Origin of the sequence: Rathayibacter sp. VKM Ac-2927, from assembly GCF_022815525.1 — a bacterium.
GTDB classification, from domain to species: Bacteria; Actinomycetota; Actinomycetes; order Actinomycetales; family Microbacteriaceae; genus Rathayibacter; species Rathayibacter festucae.
The window spans coordinates 166,212-186,998 of sequence record NZ_JALGRT010000005.1 but is presented as its reverse complement, the minus strand read 5'-3'; the positions used below and the strand labels follow the sequence as shown (position 1 = coordinate 186,998).

Sequence of the window (20,787 nt, the reverse complement as noted above, 5' to 3'; positions counted from 1 at the left end):
CTCTCGGACACGGGCCATGGAACACGGCGCGCCGATCTGGGCGCTGCGTTGCTCGACCGTCTCGTGAACGATCGTTAACGGACCCCCTGCTTCTGCCAGTGGTCTCAGCGAAGACGACAGGCGACATTCTCCGAGGTGTGCCGATCTGCGCAGTCAGCCGACTCGTTAGGCTCGGCGAATGATCGACGCACGCCCTCGTCCTGTGCGTCGTCGATGGCCGGTCGTGGTCGCCGTCGTCGCGGCGGCACTCCTGTACGCGACTGTCGTGCTGACGTACGCAGGCGGCATTCGGGAATCGACCGACGGGTGCGAGACGGTCATCGCGGGCAACGACCCCGTCACCGTGAAGCTGCAGCCGGCGGCAGTGAACGCGGCCCGCCAGAGGCTCGAGTTTCAGATGACCCTGGTGCCTTCCGCGAGCCTGACCTCCGCCGACGGATACACCGCCACCGAGACGATCAGCCTGGTGACCTTCCCGGTCGACGGACCGAGCGTCCTGAGGTACCCGACGGGCGAGGTACTCGAGAGCTCGACGCAATCGGACTACGCCGAGGGAATCGTCGAGGAATGGCCCTTTGACAGCTACCGGGCCGACCTCACGACCTTCGCCTTCACCGGAGAGGACGACCATCAGGATGGCCACGAGCACACCGCTCTCCCCACCCGAGTCTGCCTCGACGATGCCGTGCCGGGATGGCAGCTGCACACCGTGACGATCGACCACCCCGCGAACACCGTGCCCGCGGCTGACGGCATTCGACCGCTGCCCTCCGTGGAGATCACCGCGACCCGCTCGGCAAGCACGGTCGCCTTCGGGATCGTGCTGCTCGGATTGATGGCGGCCACTCCGGTGCTGGTCCTGTTCGTCGCCATCAGCGCCTACACCGGCCGCCGAAAGGTGGAAGCCACCCTCACGAGCTGGATCGGTGCGATGCTCTTCGCGGTCATCCCGCTACGGAACTTCCTCCCGGGCGCGCCACCGGTCGGTTCCTGGATCGACTACCTCGTCGTGCTGTGGGTGATCGCGGGGCTCGTCACCGGACTCGCGATCTACATCCTTGCGTGGAACCGCTGGGGACACGGGGCTACGTCCGGTAAGTCGAGTGTCACCGGGTCAGACGGTCCCTGAGTCGCAGTACCGGCGTGCTGCCGGTCTTCGGGTACCCACTCGGTGACCGTCACCGGATCGATCAGACGAAGCGAACTGCGGTACCTCAGCGGCGACGGAACGCTTTGAAGAGCGCAAAAACGAGAACCCCGCCGCCGATCACTAGCACCGCCCATTGGCGGTTCGCTGGCGGGGTGATCGTGCAAACTGCAGTCCCGTCGACGTAATCGGTGCAGCTGCCCGTCTGAACGGAGATCAGCAACAAGAACACCGCCGCGACGGCGAACAAGGCGACGTTGACCCAACCCCATCGAACCGTGCGCTTTGTCCGCTCGCTCATGAAGCGACAGTAGACGGGCGCACGGCAGCTACCTACAGGGATCTGGACCGGTGACCTATCCCATTCACGGGAAAGATCAGCTGGCTCCGCGGAGGCGGACGCTAGCGGTGAGCCGTCAGGGCGTGCTCTGCGCCCGACGCAGCGTCAGGAACCATGTCGTGTCACGGTTGGCGTCAGTTGTAGCCACGCCGACGAGGTCGATCGGAGCGGTGCCGAGGGAGGCGGGGTCGATGTCAAGCGGACCTTCGCCGCAGCTGACTGTTTGGATCGTGGTCTTGCCCGACGTGGCCGTGCCGGTTGCGGAGTCGGAGTCGAGATGCAGTTCGACTGTGCCGTCCCCGAAGCATTCGAAGGTAATGGCGCCGAGCAGCTGTGGCTGGTCGAAGGCGGCCTCCAGCCGATCGCCCTCCTGTCCAGCACTCGAATCGGACGACAGCACGGCGAGAAAGGGACCACCTGCATCGATGTCGGCCTGACGGTCCGAGCGCCACTGGGTGAGCTGCGCGCGATCGACGGGGTCCGGCGCGCATGCGGTCATGGTGCCCACAACAACCAGCAGGAGTGTGAGTGCAACAGAACGACGCCTCATCCGCCCACCCTAGGTCCGGCCGGGTCGCGGTGACGGCGCCTGCTTGTGAGGCGACGACGATGCAGAGGGTGCCCATCATCAGTGGCACCATGAGGCCGAGCATGATGGACTCGATGACCCAGCCCGCCCGGTATCGTCGGCCCGGAGCCTGCACAAGAGCCGGCTGCAGTGAGCGACACGACGATCAGTAGCAAGATCTGAGCGAGCATCAGCAGTGGCGCCGCGGCAGGTAACCAGTCGGACGCGCCGCCCGCAGGGCCGGCGAGGACGATGCAGTAGTTGATGGATGGCGTCAGCTGCACCAGCAGCACCCCGAAGAGCAGCGCAGGACTGTCTATAGCTCGTGGGAGCGACGAGTTGTAGACTTTCGGCTGCCCGGGACGTTGAGTCTCGGGAAGTGAACCCGAGACCCGTCCGGAATGGACGCGGCGCTCGGGTTTCGCGCATTCAGGGCGTGATGTCGATCACGTCGCTGATCATCGATTGCGCGCGACGCCGCCAGTCGCCGCCACGAGCCCATGCCCACCCCACGGCGTCCGGGATCGCGAGTAGCGGCTCGCTGGCTGCGGATTCATGCCAGTACTCGAGCGTGCCGACACTTCCGGTGCGGCGAGTTGCCTCGATCATGCACTGCTTATCGCGGGCGACCAGCGTCTCGTCGCGCTCGAGGCAGAGACGGCCTCCGGCCGGGCCGATGGTGCCGACGAGTTCTTCCAGGCAGCGACGACGACGAACGACCTCGCTGCCGAGGTCGCGCGGAGCTCGGAAGATCGTCACTGTGGTGTCGAGGGTGGCGAACGTGTCGAGCAGGAGTCGCTTTCGCGACTCGTTCTCCTGCTTCATGTGGAGGCGAGGCTGCCCGGGAAGAAGCAGAGTGCGGACCGCCCGCCGAGACTCCGCGATGTGGCGGGGGACGATCGCCGCCGCGATCAGCAGGTAGTCCTTCGCTTTCGATTCGTCGACGAAGACGGAGGCGGCGCTCACGCCTCGTCCTCGGGAGGCCAGTCGATGTCGAAGTAGCCGGTCCTGTCGCGTCCACTGCCCGCTCCGCCCCACAGCGTGACGATCGACCGTCCGAATTCGTGCGGATCGACGGCGTCCTCGCCGTCGAGGGGCGCCTCGATCGTGAATGTCAGCATGTTGCCCGGCTCGTTGATCATCGGAGGAGGAGCGGTCACTGTCGAGGCGATCGCCCTGCCGGCGATGCGGTAGTCCCGGACGAGCCAGACGAGCCATTCCGTGACTAGCCATCCGTCACCTGAGGGGCCGGCGGAGAAGATGTCGACGTGGCTGTCGGCTGACTTGATGCTCCACCAGAGGGTCCAGACCGGGCGCCCTCGGCGCTCGTCAATCGTTGCCGATGCTCTGATGCCGGGCATCGTGTTGAGAAGCCTGCACGGCCATCGCAGCACCACAGGAGTGTGCGGTTCGTCCTGCTCCGCCTCGTCCGTGACAGTGGGCCGGGACCTCTCCAGGCCCGCCAACTCGCTGAGGTATCGAGCGCGTTCGAAGCCATCGTGGATCTGCCACCAGTGGTCGTCGTCCGAATCGAAATCGGCCGCCTGATACCAGCGGCTGGACAGCTTGGCGATGACATGGGCAAGAACCCCGACAGCGGACGTACTAGCGAGCATCGCCTCCGCGTGGTCGACGTCGGCGTCCCCGGCGCTTCCGGCCTTGGCTGCGAGAACAAGATCACGCAGCATCTCCAGATCTGTACGGCGATACTCCGCCGATGCCTGCGAGACGGTCTTCGCGCTTACTCCCAGCTCGGCCGCGACACTACGTCCCGTCGCTCCCGGCTTGAGTGTCGCCTCGTAGATCGCCCGCCGCCGCACGGCAGCAAGCTGCGAGTGAAGTCCCCGAACCTCTTCTCCCACGCGCACACATTGACTCGCGCGCTCGACCGGATCCGGGATCGCCGATACGGACGCGACGAGCTGACGCATCAGCCCATCTGCATCGCGCTCTTCGGTCTCCGCCACACAATGACACTAGCAACATGTTACCCCTGGGGGGAATATCAGAACCGGCAGGCGTAACTCCCTCGGAGCTCAGTCCTGGACGGGGACGCGGATGATCAGCCCTGCGGCGACGGCGATCCCAATTCCGATCAGGTGCAGCGAGGACCAGATGACCTCGGGGAACGCGAACGGAAGGACCGGGTTCCACAGGGCCACCATCGGGATCAGCCCGATCAGCCACCACCATGCGCGAGCTTGGATCGCGAACCACGACATCACAGCGGCGAGAATGGCGACGGTGTAGAGCACGAAGACGTACTCGTCGGTGCCGACCAACGCGAGGCCCGCGAGCAGGACGATCGCGAGGATGATCCCCGGCGCGAGAGCCATCTTGGCCCTGCTGCGATCGGGGTACCGGGAGGTTTGGGTCCGCGAAGAGTTCTGAGGGGTGCTCGGGCGAGGAGCGGTCGCGTTCTTTGGACGGCGCCGGCGTTTGTTCGGTCGGCTCATCCGGCGATCCTATGTCGGCCGCAACCGCTGCCCTCATCTCGGCCCCCGGAGCGGACCGCTCACATGACAGCGCTTGCTGTATGGTCAGCAGATGCTGACTATTGCTTCGCGTGTGGACGTCATGAACCGGCTGGGTCGCGCGATGGCGGATCCGACCCGTTCTCGGATTCTGCTCTCTCTCATCGAGCAGCCGGGTCATCCGGGCGAGCTGGCCGAGTCTTTAGGGCTGACGCGCTCGAACGTGTCGAATCATCTGACGTGCCTGCGCGGGTGTGGGATTGTCGCGGCGATCCCGGAGGGTCGGAGTACTCGGTACGAGATCGCGGATCCGCATCTCTCGAAGGCGTTGCTGGCGATGCTGGATGTCGTCTTGGCGGTCGAGGACGGCGTCGAGTGCGCGGACGAGAACTGCGATGTTCCGCTGTGCTGCGGGGTGTCCGAGTGAGCGCGGAGTGCTGTGGTGGCGACGAGCCGACCACCCCGCGCCGCCCTCTGGTGATGCGTCCTCGTCGCACCGAGGACGCCTGCTGCGCCGTCGATGATGCGCCGGTCGCCCTGACTCTCGGTGCGCGTCCGACCGAGCAGACCGGGCATCACGAGCATGAGACTGCCGGTCACGGTCACGACGACGAGCACGACCATGGCGGTGAGCCGGAGGAGACGGTGCCGTGGTGGCGGGACCTGAACGTTCTGATCCCGGTCGCGGCCGGTGTGCTGCTGCTCATCGGGTACGTCCTGGAGTGGACGGGATTTGAGCTCGTGGGAACGATCGTGCTCGGCGCGAGCCTGGTCGCGGGAGCGTCGACGTTCGTTCCCGGCGCCGTGCGGCGGCTGCTGCGCGGGAAGCTCGGCGTGGGTCTGCTGATGACGATCGCGGCGGTCGGCGCGGTCCTCCTGGGGCATGTCGGGGAAGCGGCGGCGCTGGCGTTCCTGTTCTCGATCGCGGAAGCGCTCGAGGACCGCGCGATGGACAAGGCCCGCGGCGGCCTGCGCGCGCTCCTGGATCTGATTCCGGACACCGCGATCGTGTCGCGTCTGCACGGCGAGGTCACGATTCCCGCCCGCGAGTTGCGGGAGCTCGACATCCTGGTCGTCCGCCCCGGCGACCGAGTCGCGACAGACGGAGTGGTCGTCTCCGGGCGCAGCAGCGTGGACACGTCCGCGATCACGGGCGAGTCGATCCCCGTCGAGGTCGGTCCCGGTGACGCGGTGCCCGCCGGGGCTATCGACGGCGGCGGAGCCTTGCAGCTGGAGGCCACGGCCGCGGGGACGGATAACTCCCTGACCACGATCGTGCACCTGGTCGAGCAGGCCCACGCCCGCAAGGGCGATCGCGCCCGGCTCGCGGATCGCATCGCCAAGCCCCTCGTCCCGGCCGTGCTCCTGCTCGCCGCCGGAATCGCCCTGTTCGGGGTCCTCATCGGAGACCCGAGCACGTGGACCGAGCGGGCCCTCGTGGTCCTGGTCGCGGCGTCCCCGTGCGCTCTGGCGATCGCGGTGCCGGTGACGGTCATCTCCGCGATCGGCGCAGGCAGCCGCTTCGGGCTGATCATCAAGTCCGGGGAGGCGTTCGAGCGCCTCGGTACGGTGCAGGTCGTCGCGTTCGATAAGACCGGCACCCTGACCGCGGGCCGCCCGAGTGTCACCGACGTCGCGACCGCCCCCGGCGTCGCCCGCGAGGCCGTGCTCGAGGTCGCCGCCGCCCTGGAAGCGCGCAGCACCCACCCGCTCGCCGCGGCGATCCTCGCCGCATCACCGGCACCGGCGCCGATCGAGGACGTCACCGAGCATCCCGGCGACGGCATCACCGGCACCCTTGCGGGGACCCCGGTCCGGATCGGCAGCCCCCGCTGGATTCCCGGCGCGCTGACCGGGCAGAGGGAAACGATGGAGGCCGCGGGAATGACGGCCGTCGTCGTGGAACGCGCCGGCAGTATTCTCGGGGTGATCGGGATCCGGGACGAGCTCAAGCCCGAGGCGGCCGAGACGATCGCGGAGCTCAAGCGCCACCACATCGGCGCGCTCATGCTCACCGGTGACAACACCCGCACCGCGAGTGCCCTCGCCGCTCAAGCGGGGATCTCGGAGGTGCGTGCGGAGCAGAAGCCCGCCGACAAGGCGGCCGCGATCGAGCAGTTCCGCCGGCACCGGCGAGTGGCGATGATCGGGGACGGCATCAACGACGCTCCTGCGCTCGCGAGCGCGGACGTCGGGATCGCGATGGGCGCGACCGGCTCCGCCGCCGCGATCGAGTCCGCGGACGTCGCTTTCACCGGCACCGATCTACGCCTGATCCCCGCCGCGCTCCTGCACGCCCGCCGGGGACGGCGGATCATGACGGCGAACCTGGTCCTCGCGCTCGGCGTGATCATCGTCCTGTTCCCCCTCGCGCTCTTCGGGGTCCTGGGCCTGGCCGGAGTGGTCCTGGTGCACGAGCTCGCAGAGGTCGTCATCATCGCGAACGGAGTCCGAGCCGCCCGCCGCGGCACCCCGCTCGTGTCCGCGAAGGCAGACCAGGACGCGACCAGCCGAGCTCTGAGTTCGAGGTCATGACCGGGACCGTCGAGGCGGCAAGAGACCTTCGGGTGAGGCCAGTACCCTGTGGCGGTAGTGGCAGGGCGCGACTCGGCGGTCCTGCCGCTCCAGCGGACGGGTGATGTGATGACGACGCGCACATCGCGGACCGTCCGCGGCCTCATCGCTGCCCTCGTCGCGACGTTCGTCGCCCTGTTCTCTCACTCCGTCGCCGACGGGTCCGCTCCGAGCCGTGTCGGGGTGCTCCTCGCGCTGGCGTTCGCGGTCCCGGTCTGTGTCGCTCTCGCCGGCCGCCGGCTGTCGCTGGCCCGGCTGAGCGTCTCGGTTCTCTCCAGCCAGTTCGCGTTCCACGCGGCGATGATGCTGGGCAACCCGGACACCATCCCTGCTCCCCGGTCGGGCACGGTCTCGGCGGGGCACCACCAGGACGCGAGCGTGCCCGTCCTGGATCTCGCGACCTCGGTCGCCCACCCGGACCACGACACCGTCATGTGGGGAGCGCACCTGCTCGCCGCGATCGTGACGATCTTCGCGCTTCGCCAGGGTGAGCGGGCGTTCTGGAGCATCCTGGCCCGGCGCCGATTCGAGACGGTCCGGGCGCTCCTGACCGACCCGAGCGAGCCGACACCCCGCCGTGAACTACCGGCATTCAGCTCGTCCGCGCGCACACGCCCGCGGCTGGTGTCCTTGTCCGTGATGCGACATCGGGGTCCGCCGGTCGCTGCTGCCTAAGCGCAGCCACCGCCGCACCTTCTTCTCACCCTTCTCGGGACGCTTCGGCGCGCCCGCATCACGGAAAGCACTCGTCTTGTCGACACGAACCACCCTCACCGCGGTGACCGCGATCACCGCCGGCATCGCCCTGGCGCTGGCGGCGCCGCTCACGGCGTCCGCGCACGTCAGCATCACCCCGAACACGGCCGACCCGGGCGCATCGGAGAACTTCATCTTCAAGGCCGTCAACGAATCCGAGACCGCCGTGACCACAGCGGTCACCGTGTCACTGCCGACCGACACCCCGATCGTGTCAGTGCGCTACCTGCCCACCCCGGGGTGGAGCACGTCCGTCGTGGAAAGCACACTGCCGGAGCCGGTGTCCGTCGGCGGAAACGAGATCACCGAAGCGCCGACCAGCATCGTCTTCACCGCCGAAGCGGGCAGCGAGATCCAGCCCGGTCAGTTCATGCAGTGGACCGTATCGCTGGGTCCGATCCCGGAAACGGGGAGCCTGCTGCTACCGGCCGTGCAGTCATACAGCGACGGGACGAGCGTCGACTGGGTCTCGACCGCGGAAGAAGTCGAAGCCGACGCCTCACTCAAGTCCGCTCCGGTGCTCTACGTCCAGGACGAGCCGGCTGAGGACCACCACGCAGGATCGGCCGCTACCGATCCTGCCGAAACGGACGCCGCCGCGGCGACCACCGCGACGCCGGGCGTGGAAGCGAGCGTGGCTCTCGGGCTGAGTATCACGGCCCTGCTGCTCGGAGTCGTAGGCGCCGCGCTGGGCGCGATCGCACTGTTCGGCCGGAAGCGGGCGCGCGGATGACCCGTCGTCTCGCGGGACGGGCCGCGACCGCGACGGCCGCGATGCTGCTGCTCGGCGTGGCCGCGGCGACCCCCGCGGCCGCCCACGACTCGGTGCTCGAAAGCAGCCCCGCGCCGGACGCATCGGCCGCGGAGGTGACGAGCGTCTCCTTGACCTTCAACGACACGCTGCTGGATCTGGGAGGCACGAACACCGCGTTCGCGATCCAGGTCATCGGCCCGGACGGCCGCTACTACTCCGAGGGGTGCGTCGCCTTCGACGGATCCTCGGTCTCAGTGCCGGCGGCTCTGGGAGCGGCGGGAGAGTACGAGGTCCTGTGGCAGGTGGTGTCCTCCGACGGTCACCCCACCTCCGACAGCTACACCTTCGACTACTCACACGACGCGGCAACCCCCGCCGCCGAGGGAACGGACACGGCACCCCGCTGCGGAAGCGACGGCGAGAGCGACACCACGACCGACGCAGCACCCGCCGCCTCCTCCGGGGACGGGTTCGACGCGACCGGGCTGCTCGCTGGGTTGTCCATCGGAGCCGCAGCGATCGCGGTCGCCACGGCGGTCACGGTCTTCGTGATCGGCCGGATGCGACGGCGCAGCTGACCTGCGGGTCCGCCTCGTCCCGTCGGGGCGGGCCCGCCTTCGCGATCGACCGACAGAGAAGGGCACGCTGATGACGATCCCGCCGATCCTCTCGCGCCTCCCCGACGCGCCCCCCTCGATGGACACCTTCCTCACGGTGTCCGCGAGCGCATTCTGGTTCTGGGGGCTTCTCAGCATCCTGCTGGCCGGCGTCTACGCCCTCGGGGTCGCGCGGCTCCGGCTGACGCGGCGGCGGTGGCGCGCGGGGAGCTTCCTCGCAGGATACGGACTGCTCGTGGCGACGATGGCCAGCGGGCTCGAGGACTACGGACGGGAGATGTTCTCGGTCTTCATGTTCCAGCAGCTGACGCTGATGATGGCCATCCCGCCGCTTCTCGTCCTCGGCTCACCCGGCACGCTTCTGCTGCGGGCGACACCGCACCGATGGCCGGGACAAATGGTGCTCGTGACCGCGTTGGGTCTGCTGCGCTCGCGCGCCGTGCGGGTGCTTCTTCATCCGGGGTTCACGATCCCGCTGTTCCTGCTGCTGTTCTACGGCCTCTACTTCAGCGACCTCGACGATCTCCTGCTGGACAGCGCGGCCGGTCACCTCGCGGTGGAGGTGCTGTTCCTGGCGGCGGGAGTGGTGTTCGCCGTTCCGCTGCTGTCAGCGGATCCGCTGCCGGTGCGGCAGACCCATCTGGGGCGGATGTTCGACCTGTTCGCGGAGATGCCGTTGCATGCGTTCTTCGGCGTCATCGTGATGATGTCCGCGACCGCGTACGTGGGTGCGTTCCAGGCTCCCGCGTCGTGGGGAGTGGACCCGATCGCGGATCAGCAGATCGCCGGCGCTCTCGCCTGGTCGTACGGCGAGCTGCCGAGCCTGCTGATCGTGCTGCTACTCCTGGTGCGGTGGCAACGGGACGACACCCGGGCAGCTCGCGCCGCGGACCGCGCCGGGGATGAGCACGGCACCCCTGACCTGGACGCCTACAACGCCTACCTGCAGGAGTTGAACCGGCGAGGAAGCGACCCTCAGACACCCTCCCCGCGCTGACGCAGGCGCGTGAGAGTCAGGAGAGCCCCGGTCAGCAGTGGTGCAAGCGCGCTGAGTGCGATGGCACCTCCGATGAGGGTGCGCAGAGACATCGCCGGGGTGACGGCAGCGCTCAGAGGCACCGTGTCGGTGAACGCGCCGGGCGTGAACGCGGGGATCCGGGCTCCGGTGGACCCGTCGGGGAGGATCGTCTGGCTCTGCCCGACGGTCGAGACGTTCACGATCGCTCGTCCGGTCTCGATCGCTCGGACGCGGGCGATCGCAAGCTGCTGCGCGGACTCGTCGGTGCGCCCGAAATCGGCGTTGTTGGTCTGCGCGAAGATGACCTGCGCGCCTCCAGCGATCATCTCGTCGAAGAGACGGTCATCGACGATGTCGAAGCACAGCGACACCCCGGCGATGGTGCCTGCGACGGCGACGGCCGGGGAGAGGGCACCGATCTCGTAGTCGCGCTGCACGAGACCGATCAGATCCGGTGCAAAGAGTGACCAGAAGGCGCGATCGGGAACGTACTCCCCGAACGGCACAGGATGCTTCTTGTCGTAGAGACCGTCGGGACCCTCCGGAGTCCACACCAGGGAGCTGTTGTAGTAGCGGTCATCGCGACGGGTGATCGCGCCGACGACCAGGGGCGCGTCGAGGGTCTCGGCGAGCTCGGAGAGCCGGCGCGCTGTCGCCGGGTCGGCGAGCGGGTCTTCGTCCATGCTGTTCTCCGGCCACAGCACGACATCAGCGACCCCCGCCTCCCGCGGGGTCCCGTCGATCTGCGCGGACAGCAGCTCGCCGGGTCCTCGCCGGTCGAAGTAGCCGGCGGGTCCCGCGCCCTGCACAGCGGTGACCCGCAGCTGCCCGGTCGGCGCCGCTTCCCACACCGGCACCGCCACCCATACGAGCGCGATCGCCGTCGCTGTCGCTCCGAGCTCAGCGGGCCGGTCGGGCAGGAACTGTCGCAGCTGCAGCAGGAAGGTGAGGCACGCGACCAGCACGAAACTGAATCCGGACACGCCGACCCAGGCGATCAGCGGAGCGAGCGGGCTCTCGGACTGCGAGTAGGCCAGGCGGCCCCACGCGAAGCCGCCGTACGGCCAGGACCCGGCAATGACCTCCCTCGCCACCCATACGCCCGCGACGCCCGCCGGCAGCAGGAGCAGTCGCCCCACGAGGGTCGGCCAGAACCGCTCGATCGAAGACCACATCAGGGTGATCGTCGCTGCGCCGGCCGCGAAGAACGCCGCCTCGAGAAGCGACAGGGCCAGCCATGGGACAGGGCCGAGGTACTCCGAAGTCCATGAGACGTGGGTGAGGTAGAACACCGTCCCCGTGACAGCGCCGAGCAGAGCGCCGACCCGTACCGTCCGGCCGCGCAGCAGCGCCAGCAGCAGCGCGACGCCGAGGAGAGTCGCCGGCCACAGACTCAGGCCGGGGAATCCGGCATCCATGAGCGCACCGGCGAGAGCCGCCGCGCACAGCACGGCGGCGCCGACTCGGGTCGCCGCCGGCTGCGGACGCCGGCGACCGGTCGGTTGACCGCTCACTCCGAGGTCGGCGGTTCACCGCCGGACCCGGCGGGGCGTGGTGCTGCCCGGCGGACGAGGAAGAGGACGACGACCGCGAGGAGCGCGAAGAACACCAACGCGATCCCGACCAGGACGATCGCGGGGATCGGAGCTTCGTAGGGAGCGAACAGCGACTCCGGCGCTCCCGACGCGGACGTGTCGCCGCCGCAGATAGGAGGCTGGGAGACGCCGGTCTTCGCGACGGCGTCCACGGGCCGGTCGTAGGTGAAGCCGTACTCCGCGGTCGAGACGTGCCCGTCCGCGGTCACGATCTTCGCCGCCACCAGGTAGCGGCCGCTCTCCCCCAGCGCGACACCGGTCGTCACCGATTCGGCGTCGACCTCGGCGCAGCCGTTGGAGTAGAACAGGTCATCCCCTTCGCGCACCACCTGCACGAGCGAGACGTTGTTCGTCGGGTCAGAGCCCACCTCGTGCCCGAACGTCAGAGTCACCTCCGAGGGCGCCACGGTCACCGTCGCGTCCGCGGACGGGCTGCTGGATTGCACGCCGGTGTGAGCTGCTGCGGGGGCGACGGGAAGGATCAGGCCCAGCGTCGCCGCTGCCGCCAGGGCGACGCCGAGCAGGACGGGGCGGTGCAGTCGGGCGGGGAGAGGGAGCGGCATCAGAGTCGTCCTGTTTCATCATCGGGGGCGCCCCCGAGGAGGGAGACGAGGAGACGGGAGCGACTGACGATCCGTCTCGCTGATGATCTTCGAGCCTGAACCTCGTAGCCATCAACAGCTGTTCTTGGTATGCTGCGTCGAAATTTGCCTGCTTACACCGCAGGCTTCTTCGACGCCACCGGGAAGATGCCATCGTGACGAACCTGCAACCAGACGCCTCGCGCGCTGGTGTGCAGCGAACCCTCACGCTGCTCTTCCTCGTCGTCCTCACCGCGCTCGCGCTGCTGCTCGGGCATCCCCTCGAGCGCCTCCACGACGCGGTCCCCGCCGACACCACGGTCGCCGCAGCCGCGACGACGGCGGGGGACGCCGAGGTTCTCACCTCGAGCGTGACAGCGCTCACCGATGCGGCGACGCTCGGTGGTGTCGCTGAGCTGTGCGCGCTGCTGGCGGTCGTCTGCGCGGTCATCGTGATCGTCGTCGCCCTCGCCGCCCACGCACGGCCCGGGCAGGGCTCCATCGCCAGCACGGCACCGCCGGCATCCGCACTGTCGTTCTTCACGACCGCTGCACGAGCACGGCTGAGCCTCTCCGCCAGCTGCGTCCCTCTTCGGCTGTAGGCCGTCGCCGCCGATCTGAGCCCCGTCTCGATCGGCGCGCACGTGCGTGCCCGCGACACGGAGTCAGGTCACGACGACCGACCTCTCGCCGACCCTGGACGTGCAATGCCCCTCTCTTCCTCCGTTCCCCCGCCCACCCCCGGAACCCGCCGCGCCGCCATCGCGCTCGAACACCGAACCCGCCCGCCCCGTCGCCGACCGGCCCGTCCGACGCCGCAGCCCCAACCAATCTCCCGCCGAGTCCTCCCGGCCGCGGCCGCGTTCTCTGCGATCGCGCTCGCCACCGTCATGGCTCTCCCGGGCACGCTGTTGCCCGCCTCCAGTGCGGCCGCCTCGCAGACCCCGGGAGTCGCCGCCGCGGTCAGCGCGCAAGCCTTTGTCGCCTCCGACATGCCTGACAGCATCGTCATCCGCGACAACTTCACTGCCGCCGCTGCACCCGCACGCATCGTCGAGGTCACCACCGAGACGACCGACGCCGTGGGCCCCCTCGACGCAACCGACGACAGTTCGGAAGCAGCAACCGAGACCGGGTCCACGGCGACCGAGCTCTCCAGCGGCTCCGTACGTTGGCCCTTCCCTGTCGGCGTGCGCATCTCCGATGACTACGGCCCTCGAGTGGCGCCGTGCAGCGGCTGCTCCACCTTCCACAAAGGCCTGGACATGACCCCAGGCGCCGGCACACCGATCAGCGCCGTCGCCGACGGCGTGGTCCGCGAGACCGGCGAGACCGACACCGGATTCGGCAACTACGCCGTCATCGACCACGTCGTCAACGGCGAACTCGTGAGCACCCTCTACGCCCACATGGAGTGGGGATCCCTCACCGTCACCGAAGGGCAACCCGTGAAAGCCGGTCAGCGTCTGGGCGCCGTCGGCTCCACCGGCCAGAGCACCGGACCCCACCTGCACCTCGAGGTGTGGCAGGGCGGCACCGACCCCATCGACCCCTACGCCTGGCTCTCGAACAATGCGGAATAGAACCGCACCGCGATCCACCGACAAGTGTAAGACTGTTCATATGTTCATTCATGCAGCTATTGAGGGTGGTGCCCGTGGGATCTGATCACGCTCACGGGTCCGCCGTGTCCGCCGCCGGCAAGCACCGTCGGCCCCTCGTCATCGCGTTCTGCCTCACGGCGGCGTACATGGTGGTCGAGTTCGTCGTCGGGATCTCCGTCAACTCGCTCGCGCTCATCTCCGACGCCGCCCACATGGGCACCGACGTCCTCGGGCTCGGAATGGCGCTGGCGGCGATCACGCTCGCCTCCCGCCCCGCGACCTCACAGCGCACCTACGGCTTCTACCGGCTCGAGGTTCTCGCGGCGTTGGCGAACGGGATCCTGCTGTTCGCGGTAGCCGGATACGTGATCTTCGAGGCCATGCAGCGCTTCTCCGAACCACCCTCGGTCCCGGGAGCACCACTGCTGATCACCGCGGTGATCGGGCTGATCATCAACCTGATCAGCTTCCGGCTGCTAATGGCAGGATCGAAGGAGAGCCTGAACCTCAAGGGCGCCTACCTCGAAGTGATGGGCGACCTACTCGGATCCGTCGGCGTGATCGTCGCCGCGATCATCCTGCTCACCACCGGCTGGCCGTACGCGGACCCGATCATCGGTGTCGGCATCGGACTGTTCATCCTGCCCCGCACCTGGAACCTCACCCGCCAGGCGCTGCGGATCCTGATGGAGTCCGCTCCCGACGACGTCGACATGCCCGCCATTCAGCGCGACGTCCTCGCCGTGCCGGGCGTGGTCGCGCTGCACGATCTGCACGTCTGGACCATCACCTCCGGGATGGACAGCGCGAGCGGGCACATCGTCCTCGAACGCGGCGCCGACTACGAGAAGGTCCTCGCCGGGGTCCTCGTCATCCTCAAGGACACCCACCACATCGAGCACGTCACCATCCAGTGCGAGCCCGAAGAGTTCTCCGAGACCACGAACCTGATCTAGGCACCGATGAACACCGACACCCCCGACTCCCCGCCCGCCGCCTCCCTTCCCGTCGACGCGATGCCCTCCACCGTGATGATCGAGGATCTCGCCGACGTCTTCGGGCTCCTCGGCGATCCCGGACGCCTGCGGATCCTCATCACCCTGCTCCCCGGCCCCCGCACCGTCGGCGAGCTCGCCGAGCACAGCGGTCTCAGCCCCTCCGCGACCTCGCACGCGCTGCGGCTGCTGCGCTCGCACCGCGTCGTCGAGGTGCACCGCGAAGGCCGCACTGCGTCGTACGCGATCGCCGACGAGCACGTGCGCGAGTTCCTCGAACGCGGGCTCGAGCACATCGGTCACACCGTGCTCGTGCACACCCTCCCCCGCAGCTCCCACACCGAGACCGACGAGCGCTCCGCCACGGACTGCTCCCGCGAACCCTGACCCGAGCATCCCCTGCTCCACCGTTTCTGCCGACCTCCGGCCTGACAGAAAGCACTCCATGAAAACCAGCACCAAGGTCAACCTCATCGCGATCGGCGCCGTCGTCCTGATCGTCGCGGTCATCGCGGCGATCACGACGTTCCGCCCGTTCTCGCCCTCACGCGAGGAGGTCGCCGCGTCGACCGCGGTGCTGGAGGAGAACACCCACCGTCTCGACGTCGCCGAGAACGGGGAGGTGACGTTGGTGGAGTTCCTCGACTTCGAATGCGAGGTCTGCGGGCAGGTGTACCCGACTATCGAGGAACTGCGGGAGGAGTACGCCGGCCGGGTCACGTTCGCGACCCGTTACTTCCCGATCCCCTCGCACCGCAATTCGAAGAACGCGGCGATCGCTGTCGAGGCCGCCGCTCAGCAGGACCGGTTCGAGGACATGTACGACCGGATGTTCCAGACGCAGGCCAGCTGGGGCGAGAGCCAGGACTCCAAGGCCGACGTGTTCCGCGGCTTCGCCGAGGAGCTCGGGCTGGACATGGCCCAGTTCGACGCCGACGTCGCCGACCCGGCCACCGCCGAGCGCGTCGATTTTGACTTCCAGGCCGGCCAGGACCTCGGCGTGCAGGGCACCCCCACCATCTTCGTCAACGACGAGGCGATCGACCTTCAACGACTCGACGACATCAAGGCAGCCCTCGACGCCGCGCTCACCTCGTGAACCGTCTCCCGCGACGCACCCTGCTCACCCTGCCGATCGTCGCGGCCGTCGCGCTGGCCACGACCGGCTGCGCCCAGGATGAGCTGTCGGAGCAGTATCGGACCGGGTCGAACAAGAACTACGTCGCCGGCGACGGGACCGTCATCGAGTGGCCGGCCGAGACCCGAGGCGAGCCGGTGGAGTTCACCGGGCTCAGCGAGACGGGCGAGACGATCACGGCCGAGGACTACCGCGGCACGGTCCTGGTCGTGAATTTCTGGTACGCCGCCTGCGCCCCCTGCCGTGCGGAAGCACCCGATCTGCAGGCCCTGCATGAGCAGTACACCGGGCAGGGTGCTGAGTTCCTCGGCGTCAACGTGCGCGACCAGGCCAACACCGCGGCCGCCTTCGCCCAGACGTACGGCATCACCTACCCCTCGATCGTCGACGTCGACGCGGCCGCGCAGCTCGCGTTCTCCGGGAAGTTCGCTGCGAACGCCGTCCCCACCACCATCGTCCTGGACGCGGAGGGGCGTCCCGCGTCCCGCATCCTCGGACGAGTCACCGCCCGCTCCATCCTCGACACCCTCATCGCGGGCACGATCGCGGAGACGGCTCCGTGAAGTGGAGCGAGACCGTCTTCGCCGGCCAGCTGCTGCTCGCCGCGCCCATCGCGATCCTCGCGGGACTAGTGTCCTTCGCGTCTCCGTGCGTGCTCCCCCTCGTTCCCGGCTACCTCGCCTACATCGGCGGGAACCCCGACCTCGCCACCGGCAGCCGCCGCCGGCTGCTGCTCGGGGTGGGACTGTTCATCAGCGGCTTCGCCGTCGTGTTCACCGCCTACGGCGCCGCGTTCGGCGCCCTGGGCACGTGGCTGCTGCAGTGGCAGGACGTGATCACGCGGATCCTCGGAGCGTTCGTGATCCTCATGGGCGTCGTCTTCATCGGACAGATCCGCTTCCTGCAACGCACCATCAAGCCTCGATGGAAGCCCGCGACCGGCCTGCTCGGCGCCCCTCTTCTCGGCGTCGTCTTCGGCCTGGGCTGGACGCCCTGCTTCGGACCCACCCTCGCCGCGATCTCCGCCCTCAGCCTCGACGGCGCCTCCGCCGGCCGCGGCGCCCTTCTCGGGCTGCTCTACTGCCTCGGCTTGGGGATCCCGTTCCTGCTCATCGCCCTCGGCTTCTCCTCGGCGAGCACCGCGACAGCGTTCCTCAAACGCCACATCCGCACCATCAACCTCCTCGGCGGAGCGCTGCTCATCCTCATCGGCATCGCCATGCTTACCGGCCTGTGGACCGAGGGGATCTACCGCCTCCAGAACCTCATCAACGGCTTCGTCACCCCCATCTGACCCCGCACATGACGCACACACCCCGGATCACCCCGAACGACGAGACGAGCCACCCCGCAGTGCCCAGCACACACCCCACCCTCGACGCCGCACCGCAGCGCCCCTCACGGACAACCCGCGTCGCGCTGATCCTCGGCGCGCCCCTTGCAGCCGGCGCCGCACTGCTCGCCCTCGCCGCGACCGGCGCCCTGGACCCCGACCGGCTCCTCATCGACCCAGGCGTCGTCGCCACCCGCGGCCTGCCCCTCGCCCGCGTCCTGCACGACCTCGCCGCAACGCTCACCGTGGGACTGCTCTTCGTCGCCCTTCTCCTGCCCCGCTCGAACCGTCCCGGGGACACGGTCCGGGAGACCGCGATCCGGTGGGCGTCCTGGGCGGCCGCCGCCTGGGTCCTCTCCGCCGCCGCGGTCCTCATCTTCACCGTCGCCAACGCGATCGGAGCCCCCGTCAGCTCCCCCACGTTCCCCGCGCAGCTGTGGTTCTACATCACCCAGCTCGAGCTCGGGCAGGTCCTGCTGCTCTCCCTCGCCGCCGCCGCGGCCGTGCACGTGATCACCCTGCTCACCCCCGACCGGGCGTGGGGCGGTGCTGCGTTCGCGCTCGCCCTGTTCGCGCTGCTCCCGCTTGCGCTGACCGGTCACGCGGCCGGCGCCGACGAGCACATCAACGCCGTGAACAGCCTCGCCGTGCACCTGATCGGCGTGACCCTGTGGGCTGGAGGCCTGCTCGGCGTCGTCCTCCTCGCCCGACACCTCGGCGCGGCCCTGCCCGACGTCGCCGAACGATACTCGCGAGTCGCCGGATTCGCGTTCGCCGCCGTCGCCCTCTCCGGGATCATCAACGCCTCCCTCCGCCTCTCCGACCCCACCGATCTCGCCACCCCCTACGGGACCCTGCTGATCGTCAAGACCACCGCCCTGCTGGCACTCGGCGCTATCGGCGCGTGGCACCGAACCCGCGTGCTGCCCGGCCTGCGAATCGAGGGCCGGCGTCGCCGGGCGTTCCTGCGCCTCGCCGCGGTGGAGCTGGTGATCATGGCCGCCACGATCGGCGTGTCCGTCGCGCTGTCTCTCTCTGAGACCCCGATCGGTGACGCGACGGTGAACGATCCCCGCCGCAACCTCCTCGGCTTCCCCTACCCCGATCCGGTCACCGTCGGCCGCCTGTTCACCTCCTGGCACCTGGACTGGATCGGCCTCGCCGCCGCCGGCACCGTGGCCTTCTGGTATCTGCGCACCCTCACCCAGCTGCGCGGCATCGGACGCACCTGGCCTCTCCGGCGCACGATCGCCTGGTGCGCCGGCGCTCTCGTGCTGCTCTGGGCGACGAACGGTGGACCCGGCGTCTATGCGCAAGTGCACCTCAGCACCCTCCTCGGACAGCACCTGCTTCTCACCGCCGTCGTCCCCGCGCTGCTCGTCGCCGGGAGACCGATCGATCTTCACCGCGCGAACCGCGCTGCACACCTGCCGCCGTCCACCCCCGCCCGCGCTTCACGCCGGCCCGGGGTCCTGGGGCAGGTGCTGCGGCGGCCCAGCGTCGCCGTGGTCCTGTTCCTCGCGAACCTCGCCGCGTACTACGGCACCGACTGGCTGCAATGGTCACTGTTCTTCTACCAGGGGCGCGCCGCGATCATCGCCACAAGCATCACCACCGGACTGCTGCTCGCCACCGCCCTCTCCCATCGCCCCGGCCGCACCAGCGACGCCATCGAGCAGCTGCTCACCCTGCTCGCCACCGTGGCCGGATTCCTCATCCTCGGCTGGACGTTGCGCGACACCGGCAGCATCCTCGCTCCGTCGTGGTGGATCGCGATGCTCTACCCCGACGACGCCGTCCTCGCCGATCAGGGCCGCGCGGGTGCAGTCGCCCTCATCGCCGCCACCGTCACAGCCCTAACCACCAGCGCACTCCTCAACCTCGCTCGACGACCCCGACGCACGACGGAGGCCTCCGCATGACCCGCCACCACCACACCCCGCGCCGCAGGGTCCACCGCTTCGCGGTCTCCGCGGTCGCCCTCAGCGTCCTGCTGGCCGTCTTCACTCCCGCTCCGGCGATGGCGGCGGAGTATCCGAGCTGGGAGGACGTCGAAGCGGCCCGCTCCAGCGAGACCAGTAAGCAGGCGCAGATCGGGGAGATCACGGCGCTGCTCACCGAACTCCGCGACAACGCCGACACCGCGCGCAGCACTCAGGACGCGCGCGTCGCCGACTACGAGAAGGCGCAGGCGACTCTGGACGAAGCCACCTACCGAGCCGACGAGCTCCAGACCGCCGCGGATGAGGCGACCGCCCTCGCGGAGCAGTCCAGGAAGCAGGCTGGCCAGCTCGCGTCCACCCTCTCCCGCGCCGGCGGCACGAATCTCACTCTTGCGCTCCTGACCAGTCCCGACAGCGGCAGCCTGCTCGATCAGCTCGCATCGATGACCAAGCTGACGGAGAAGACCGACGCGATCTACACGACCGCGCGCACCGACTCCAACACCGCCACCGCCCTCACCGCTCAGGCCGACATTGCCCGCGACGCTCTCGCAGGCCTCGCGGCCGCCGCGGACGCCGCTCTCGCCGACGCGATCGCCGCGCGCGAGGATGCCGACACGCGAGTGCAGGAACAGCAGGACTACGAGAGCACCCTCCGCAGCCAACTCGCCGTTCTCACCGAGAACCGCGCCGCGACCGAAGCCGATTACCAGACAGGTGAGGACGCGCGCCGCGCCGCGGAAGCTGCCCGCGTAGCTGAGGAAGCCGTCCGCATCGCTGCCCAGGCCGAAGCCGCCCGGATCGCCGAAGCTGCCCGCGCCGCTGCGCCAGCCAGCAGCGCTCCGGCCGGAGGCACTGCGCCCGCAGGTGGCGGGGCGCCGGTCGCCGGCCCTTCTTCCCAGGGGTGGGTGAAGCCCGTTTCCGGCCGCATCAGCAGCCCCTTCGGACCCCGCCCGCAACAGCCCGTCGCCGGCGTGAACCCCTTCCACTACGCGACCGACATCGTCGCCAGCTGCGGGACCCCCGTCGCCGCCGCTTCCAGCGGCACCGTCTCTTACTCGGGCGCGTTCGGCAGCTACGGCAACTGGGTACTCCTGGATCACGGCAACGGGATCCAGACCGGCTACGCCCACAACTCCACCCTCCTCGTCGACGCGGGACAGACCGTCACCGCGGGCCAGATCATCGCCCTCGTCGGCACCACCGGAGCGTCCACCGGCTGCCACTCCCATTACGAAACCCGAACCGGCGGCGCACGCGTCGATCCTGAACCGTTCATGCGAGCCCGCGGCGTCACCCTCGGATGATCGACTCCTGCGCCAGCGCGGCCCACAGACGTTCACTGATGTC

23 protein-coding genes are annotated in these 20,787 nt (G+C 69.0%); 16 read left to right on the top strand and 7 right to left on the bottom strand.

Translation table 11 applies throughout. The features are described 5' to 3' along the window. The first annotated feature begins 178 nt into the window (after positions 1-178). Complete coding sequence (locus MT353_RS15780) at positions 179-1,129, top strand: DUF4436 family protein (RefSeq protein WP_243625203.1); 951 nt, start codon at positions 179-181, stop codon at positions 1,127-1,129. 85 nt (positions 1,130-1,214) lie between these two features. On the opposite strand, the gene MT353_RS15775 is transcribed toward MT353_RS15780, so the two are convergent. The 5 genes from MT353_RS15775 to MT353_RS15750 form a co-directional block, all read right to left on the bottom strand. Then, positions 1,215-1,448, bottom strand: a complete 234-nt coding sequence (locus tag MT353_RS15775; RefSeq protein WP_159983196.1) for a hypothetical protein — start codon at positions 1,446-1,448, stop codon at positions 1,215-1,217. 115 nt (positions 1,449-1,563) lie between these two features. Continuing rightward, positions 1,564-2,037, bottom strand: a complete 474-nt coding sequence (locus MT353_RS15770) for a hypothetical protein (RefSeq protein WP_243625202.1) — start codon at positions 2,035-2,037, stop codon at positions 1,564-1,566. A 447-nt stretch (positions 2,038-2,484) separates the two neighbouring features. Continuing rightward, entirely contained in the window at positions 2,485-3,021 is a 537-nt protein-coding gene (locus tag MT353_RS15760; RefSeq protein ID WP_243625201.1) for a hypothetical protein, read from the bottom strand. Next, the gene (locus MT353_RS15755; protein WP_243625200.1) at positions 3,018-4,022 is read right to left on the bottom strand and encodes a hypothetical protein; all 1,005 of its coding nucleotides are present in this window, start codon (positions 4,020-4,022) and stop codon (positions 3,018-3,020) included. The genes MT353_RS15760 and MT353_RS15755 overlap by 4 nt, the downstream gene beginning before the upstream one ends. A 69-nt stretch (positions 4,023-4,091) precedes the next feature. Next, entirely contained in the window at positions 4,092-4,391 is a 300-nt protein-coding gene (locus MT353_RS15750; protein ID WP_243625199.1) for a DUF6804 family protein, read from the bottom strand. Positions 4,392-4,602: 211 nt separating this feature from the next. Here MT353_RS15750 and MT353_RS15745 point away from each other — a divergent pair, with 211 nt between their 5' ends. The 6 genes from MT353_RS15745 to MT353_RS15720 all read left to right on the top strand — a co-directional run bounded on the left by MT353_RS15745 (position 4,603) and on the right by MT353_RS15720 (position 10,227). Continuing rightward, positions 4,603-4,956 (top strand): helix-turn-helix transcriptional regulator, encoded by a 354-nt coding sequence (locus MT353_RS15745; RefSeq protein ID WP_243588129.1) that lies wholly within the window; start codon positions 4,603-4,605, stop codon positions 4,954-4,956. A 218-nt stretch (positions 4,957-5,174) separates the two neighbouring features. After that, positions 5,175-7,064, top strand: coding sequence for a cation-translocating P-type ATPase (locus tag MT353_RS15740; RefSeq protein ID WP_243625198.1), 1,890 nt, complete (start codon positions 5,175-5,177; stop codon positions 7,062-7,064). Positions 7,065-7,172: 108 nt separating this feature from the next. After that, entirely contained in the window at positions 7,173-7,778 is a 606-nt protein-coding gene (locus tag MT353_RS15735; RefSeq protein WP_243625197.1) for a hypothetical protein, read from the top strand. A gap of 103 nt (positions 7,779-7,881) precedes the next feature. Further along, positions 7,882-8,592 carry a YcnI family protein gene (locus tag MT353_RS15730; protein WP_243625196.1) on the top strand — a complete coding sequence of 237 codons (711 nt, stop codon included), beginning with the start codon at positions 7,882-7,884 and terminating at the stop codon, positions 8,590-8,592. Continuing rightward, positions 8,589-9,191, top strand: a complete 603-nt coding sequence (locus tag MT353_RS15725) for a copper resistance CopC family protein (RefSeq protein ID WP_243625195.1) — start codon at positions 8,589-8,591, stop codon at positions 9,189-9,191. The genes MT353_RS15730 and MT353_RS15725 overlap by 4 nt, the downstream gene beginning before the upstream one ends. Before the next feature lie 118 nt (positions 9,192-9,309). After that, a complete protein-coding gene (locus MT353_RS15720) occupies positions 9,310-10,227 on the top strand; it encodes a cytochrome c oxidase assembly protein (RefSeq protein ID WP_243625194.1) in 918 nt (305 codons plus the stop codon). Here the strand turns inward: MT353_RS15720 and lnt are convergent. Beyond that, positions 10,206-11,666 (bottom strand): apolipoprotein N-acyltransferase, encoded by a 1,461-nt coding sequence (lnt, locus tag MT353_RS15715; protein WP_243625193.1) that lies wholly within the window; start codon positions 11,664-11,666, stop codon positions 10,206-10,208. The two genes, MT353_RS15720 and lnt, sit on opposite strands and share 22 nt — an antisense overlap. 92 nt (positions 11,667-11,758) lie before the next feature. Then, positions 11,759-12,406, bottom strand: coding sequence for a copper resistance CopC family protein (locus MT353_RS15710; protein ID WP_243625192.1), 648 nt, complete (start codon positions 12,404-12,406; stop codon positions 11,759-11,761). 230 nt (positions 12,407-12,636) lie between these two features. Between MT353_RS15710 and MT353_RS15705 the strand changes: the two genes are divergently transcribed. The 9 genes from MT353_RS15705 to MT353_RS15665 all read left to right on the top strand — a co-directional run bounded on the left by MT353_RS15705 (position 12,637) and on the right by MT353_RS15665 (position 20,744). Then, positions 12,637-13,026, top strand: a complete 390-nt coding sequence (locus tag MT353_RS15705; protein ID WP_243625191.1) for a hypothetical protein — start codon at positions 12,637-12,639, stop codon at positions 13,024-13,026. 288 nt (positions 13,027-13,314) lie between these two features. Next, the gene (locus tag MT353_RS15700; protein ID WP_243625190.1) at positions 13,315-14,007 is read left to right on the top strand and encodes a M23 family metallopeptidase; all 693 of its coding nucleotides are present in this window, start codon (positions 13,315-13,317) and stop codon (positions 14,005-14,007) included. 74 nt (positions 14,008-14,081) lie between these two features. Next, a complete protein-coding gene (locus MT353_RS15695; RefSeq protein ID WP_243625189.1) occupies positions 14,082-14,984 on the top strand; it encodes a cation diffusion facilitator family transporter in 903 nt (300 codons plus the stop codon). 6 nt (positions 14,985-14,990) lie between these two features. Next, positions 14,991-15,410, top strand: coding sequence for a helix-turn-helix transcriptional regulator (locus tag MT353_RS15690; protein ID WP_243625188.1), 420 nt, complete (start codon positions 14,991-14,993; stop codon positions 15,408-15,410). A gap of 58 nt (positions 15,411-15,468) precedes the next feature. After that, the gene (locus tag MT353_RS15685; RefSeq protein WP_243625187.1) at positions 15,469-16,122 is read left to right on the top strand and encodes a thioredoxin domain-containing protein; all 654 of its coding nucleotides are present in this window, start codon (positions 15,469-15,471) and stop codon (positions 16,120-16,122) included. Next, complete coding sequence (locus MT353_RS15680) at positions 16,119-16,724, top strand: TlpA disulfide reductase family protein (protein WP_243625186.1); 606 nt, start codon at positions 16,119-16,121, stop codon at positions 16,722-16,724. The genes MT353_RS15685 and MT353_RS15680 overlap by 4 nt, the downstream gene beginning before the upstream one ends. Next, the gene (locus MT353_RS15675; RefSeq protein WP_243625185.1) at positions 16,721-17,455 is read left to right on the top strand and encodes a cytochrome c biogenesis CcdA family protein; all 735 of its coding nucleotides are present in this window, start codon (positions 16,721-16,723) and stop codon (positions 17,453-17,455) included. Before MT353_RS15680 ends, MT353_RS15675 begins: the two co-directional genes overlap by 4 nt. An 8-nt stretch (positions 17,456-17,463) precedes the next feature. Continuing rightward, a complete protein-coding gene (locus MT353_RS15670; RefSeq protein WP_243625184.1) occupies positions 17,464-19,416 on the top strand; it encodes a cytochrome c oxidase assembly protein in 1,953 nt (650 codons plus the stop codon). After that, positions 19,413-20,744 carry a M23 family metallopeptidase gene (locus MT353_RS15665; RefSeq protein ID WP_243625183.1) on the top strand — a complete coding sequence of 444 codons (1,332 nt, stop codon included), beginning with the start codon at positions 19,413-19,415 and terminating at the stop codon, positions 20,742-20,744. The genes MT353_RS15670 and MT353_RS15665 overlap by 4 nt, the downstream gene beginning before the upstream one ends. Positions 20,745-20,787: the final 43 nt, after the last annotated feature.

Excerpts from the sequence above, each read along its gene's own strand:
- MT353_RS15745 (WP_243588129.1), top strand. The coding sequence starts at position 4,603 with ATGCTGACTATTGCTTCGCGTGTGGACGTCATGAACCGGCTGGGTCGC.
- MT353_RS15775 (WP_159983196.1), bottom strand. The coding sequence starts at position 1,448 with ATGAGCGAGCGGACAAAGCGCACGGTTCGATGGGGTTGGGTCAACGTC.
- MT353_RS15700 (WP_243625190.1), top strand. The coding sequence starts at position 13,315 with ATGGCTCTCCCGGGCACGCTGTTGCCCGCCTCCAGTGCGGCCGCCTCG.
- MT353_RS15780 (WP_243625203.1), top strand. The coding sequence starts at position 179 with ATGATCGACGCACGCCCTCGTCCTGTGCGTCGTCGATGGCCGGTCGTG.
- MT353_RS15690 (WP_243625188.1), top strand. The coding sequence starts at position 14,991 with ATGAACACCGACACCCCCGACTCCCCGCCCGCCGCCTCCCTTCCCGTC.
- MT353_RS15735 (WP_243625197.1), top strand. The coding sequence starts at position 7,173 with ATGACGACGCGCACATCGCGGACCGTCCGCGGCCTCATCGCTGCCCTC.
- MT353_RS15770 (WP_243625202.1), bottom strand. The coding sequence starts at position 2,037 with ATGAGGCGTCGTTCTGTTGCACTCACACTCCTGCTGGTTGTTGTGGGC.
- MT353_RS15710 (WP_243625192.1), bottom strand. The coding sequence starts at position 12,406 with ATGCCGCTCCCTCTCCCCGCCCGACTGCACCGCCCCGTCCTGCTCGGC.
- MT353_RS15750 (WP_243625199.1), bottom strand. The coding sequence starts at position 4,391 with ATGGCTCTCGCGCCGGGGATCATCCTCGCGATCGTCCTGCTCGCGGGC.
- MT353_RS15670 (WP_243625184.1), top strand. The coding sequence starts at position 17,464 with ATGACGCACACACCCCGGATCACCCCGAACGACGAGACGAGCCACCCC.
- MT353_RS15720 (WP_243625194.1), top strand. The coding sequence starts at position 9,310 with ATGGACACCTTCCTCACGGTGTCCGCGAGCGCATTCTGGTTCTGGGGG.
- MT353_RS15685 (WP_243625187.1), top strand. The coding sequence starts at position 15,469 with ATGAAAACCAGCACCAAGGTCAACCTCATCGCGATCGGCGCCGTCGTC.
- lnt (WP_243625193.1), bottom strand. The coding sequence starts at position 11,666 with ATGGATGCCGGATTCCCCGGCCTGAGTCTGTGGCCGGCGACTCTCCTC.
- MT353_RS15725 (WP_243625195.1), top strand. The coding sequence starts at position 8,589 with ATGACCCGTCGTCTCGCGGGACGGGCCGCGACCGCGACGGCCGCGATG.
- MT353_RS15665 (WP_243625183.1), top strand. The coding sequence starts at position 19,413 with ATGACCCGCCACCACCACACCCCGCGCCGCAGGGTCCACCGCTTCGCG.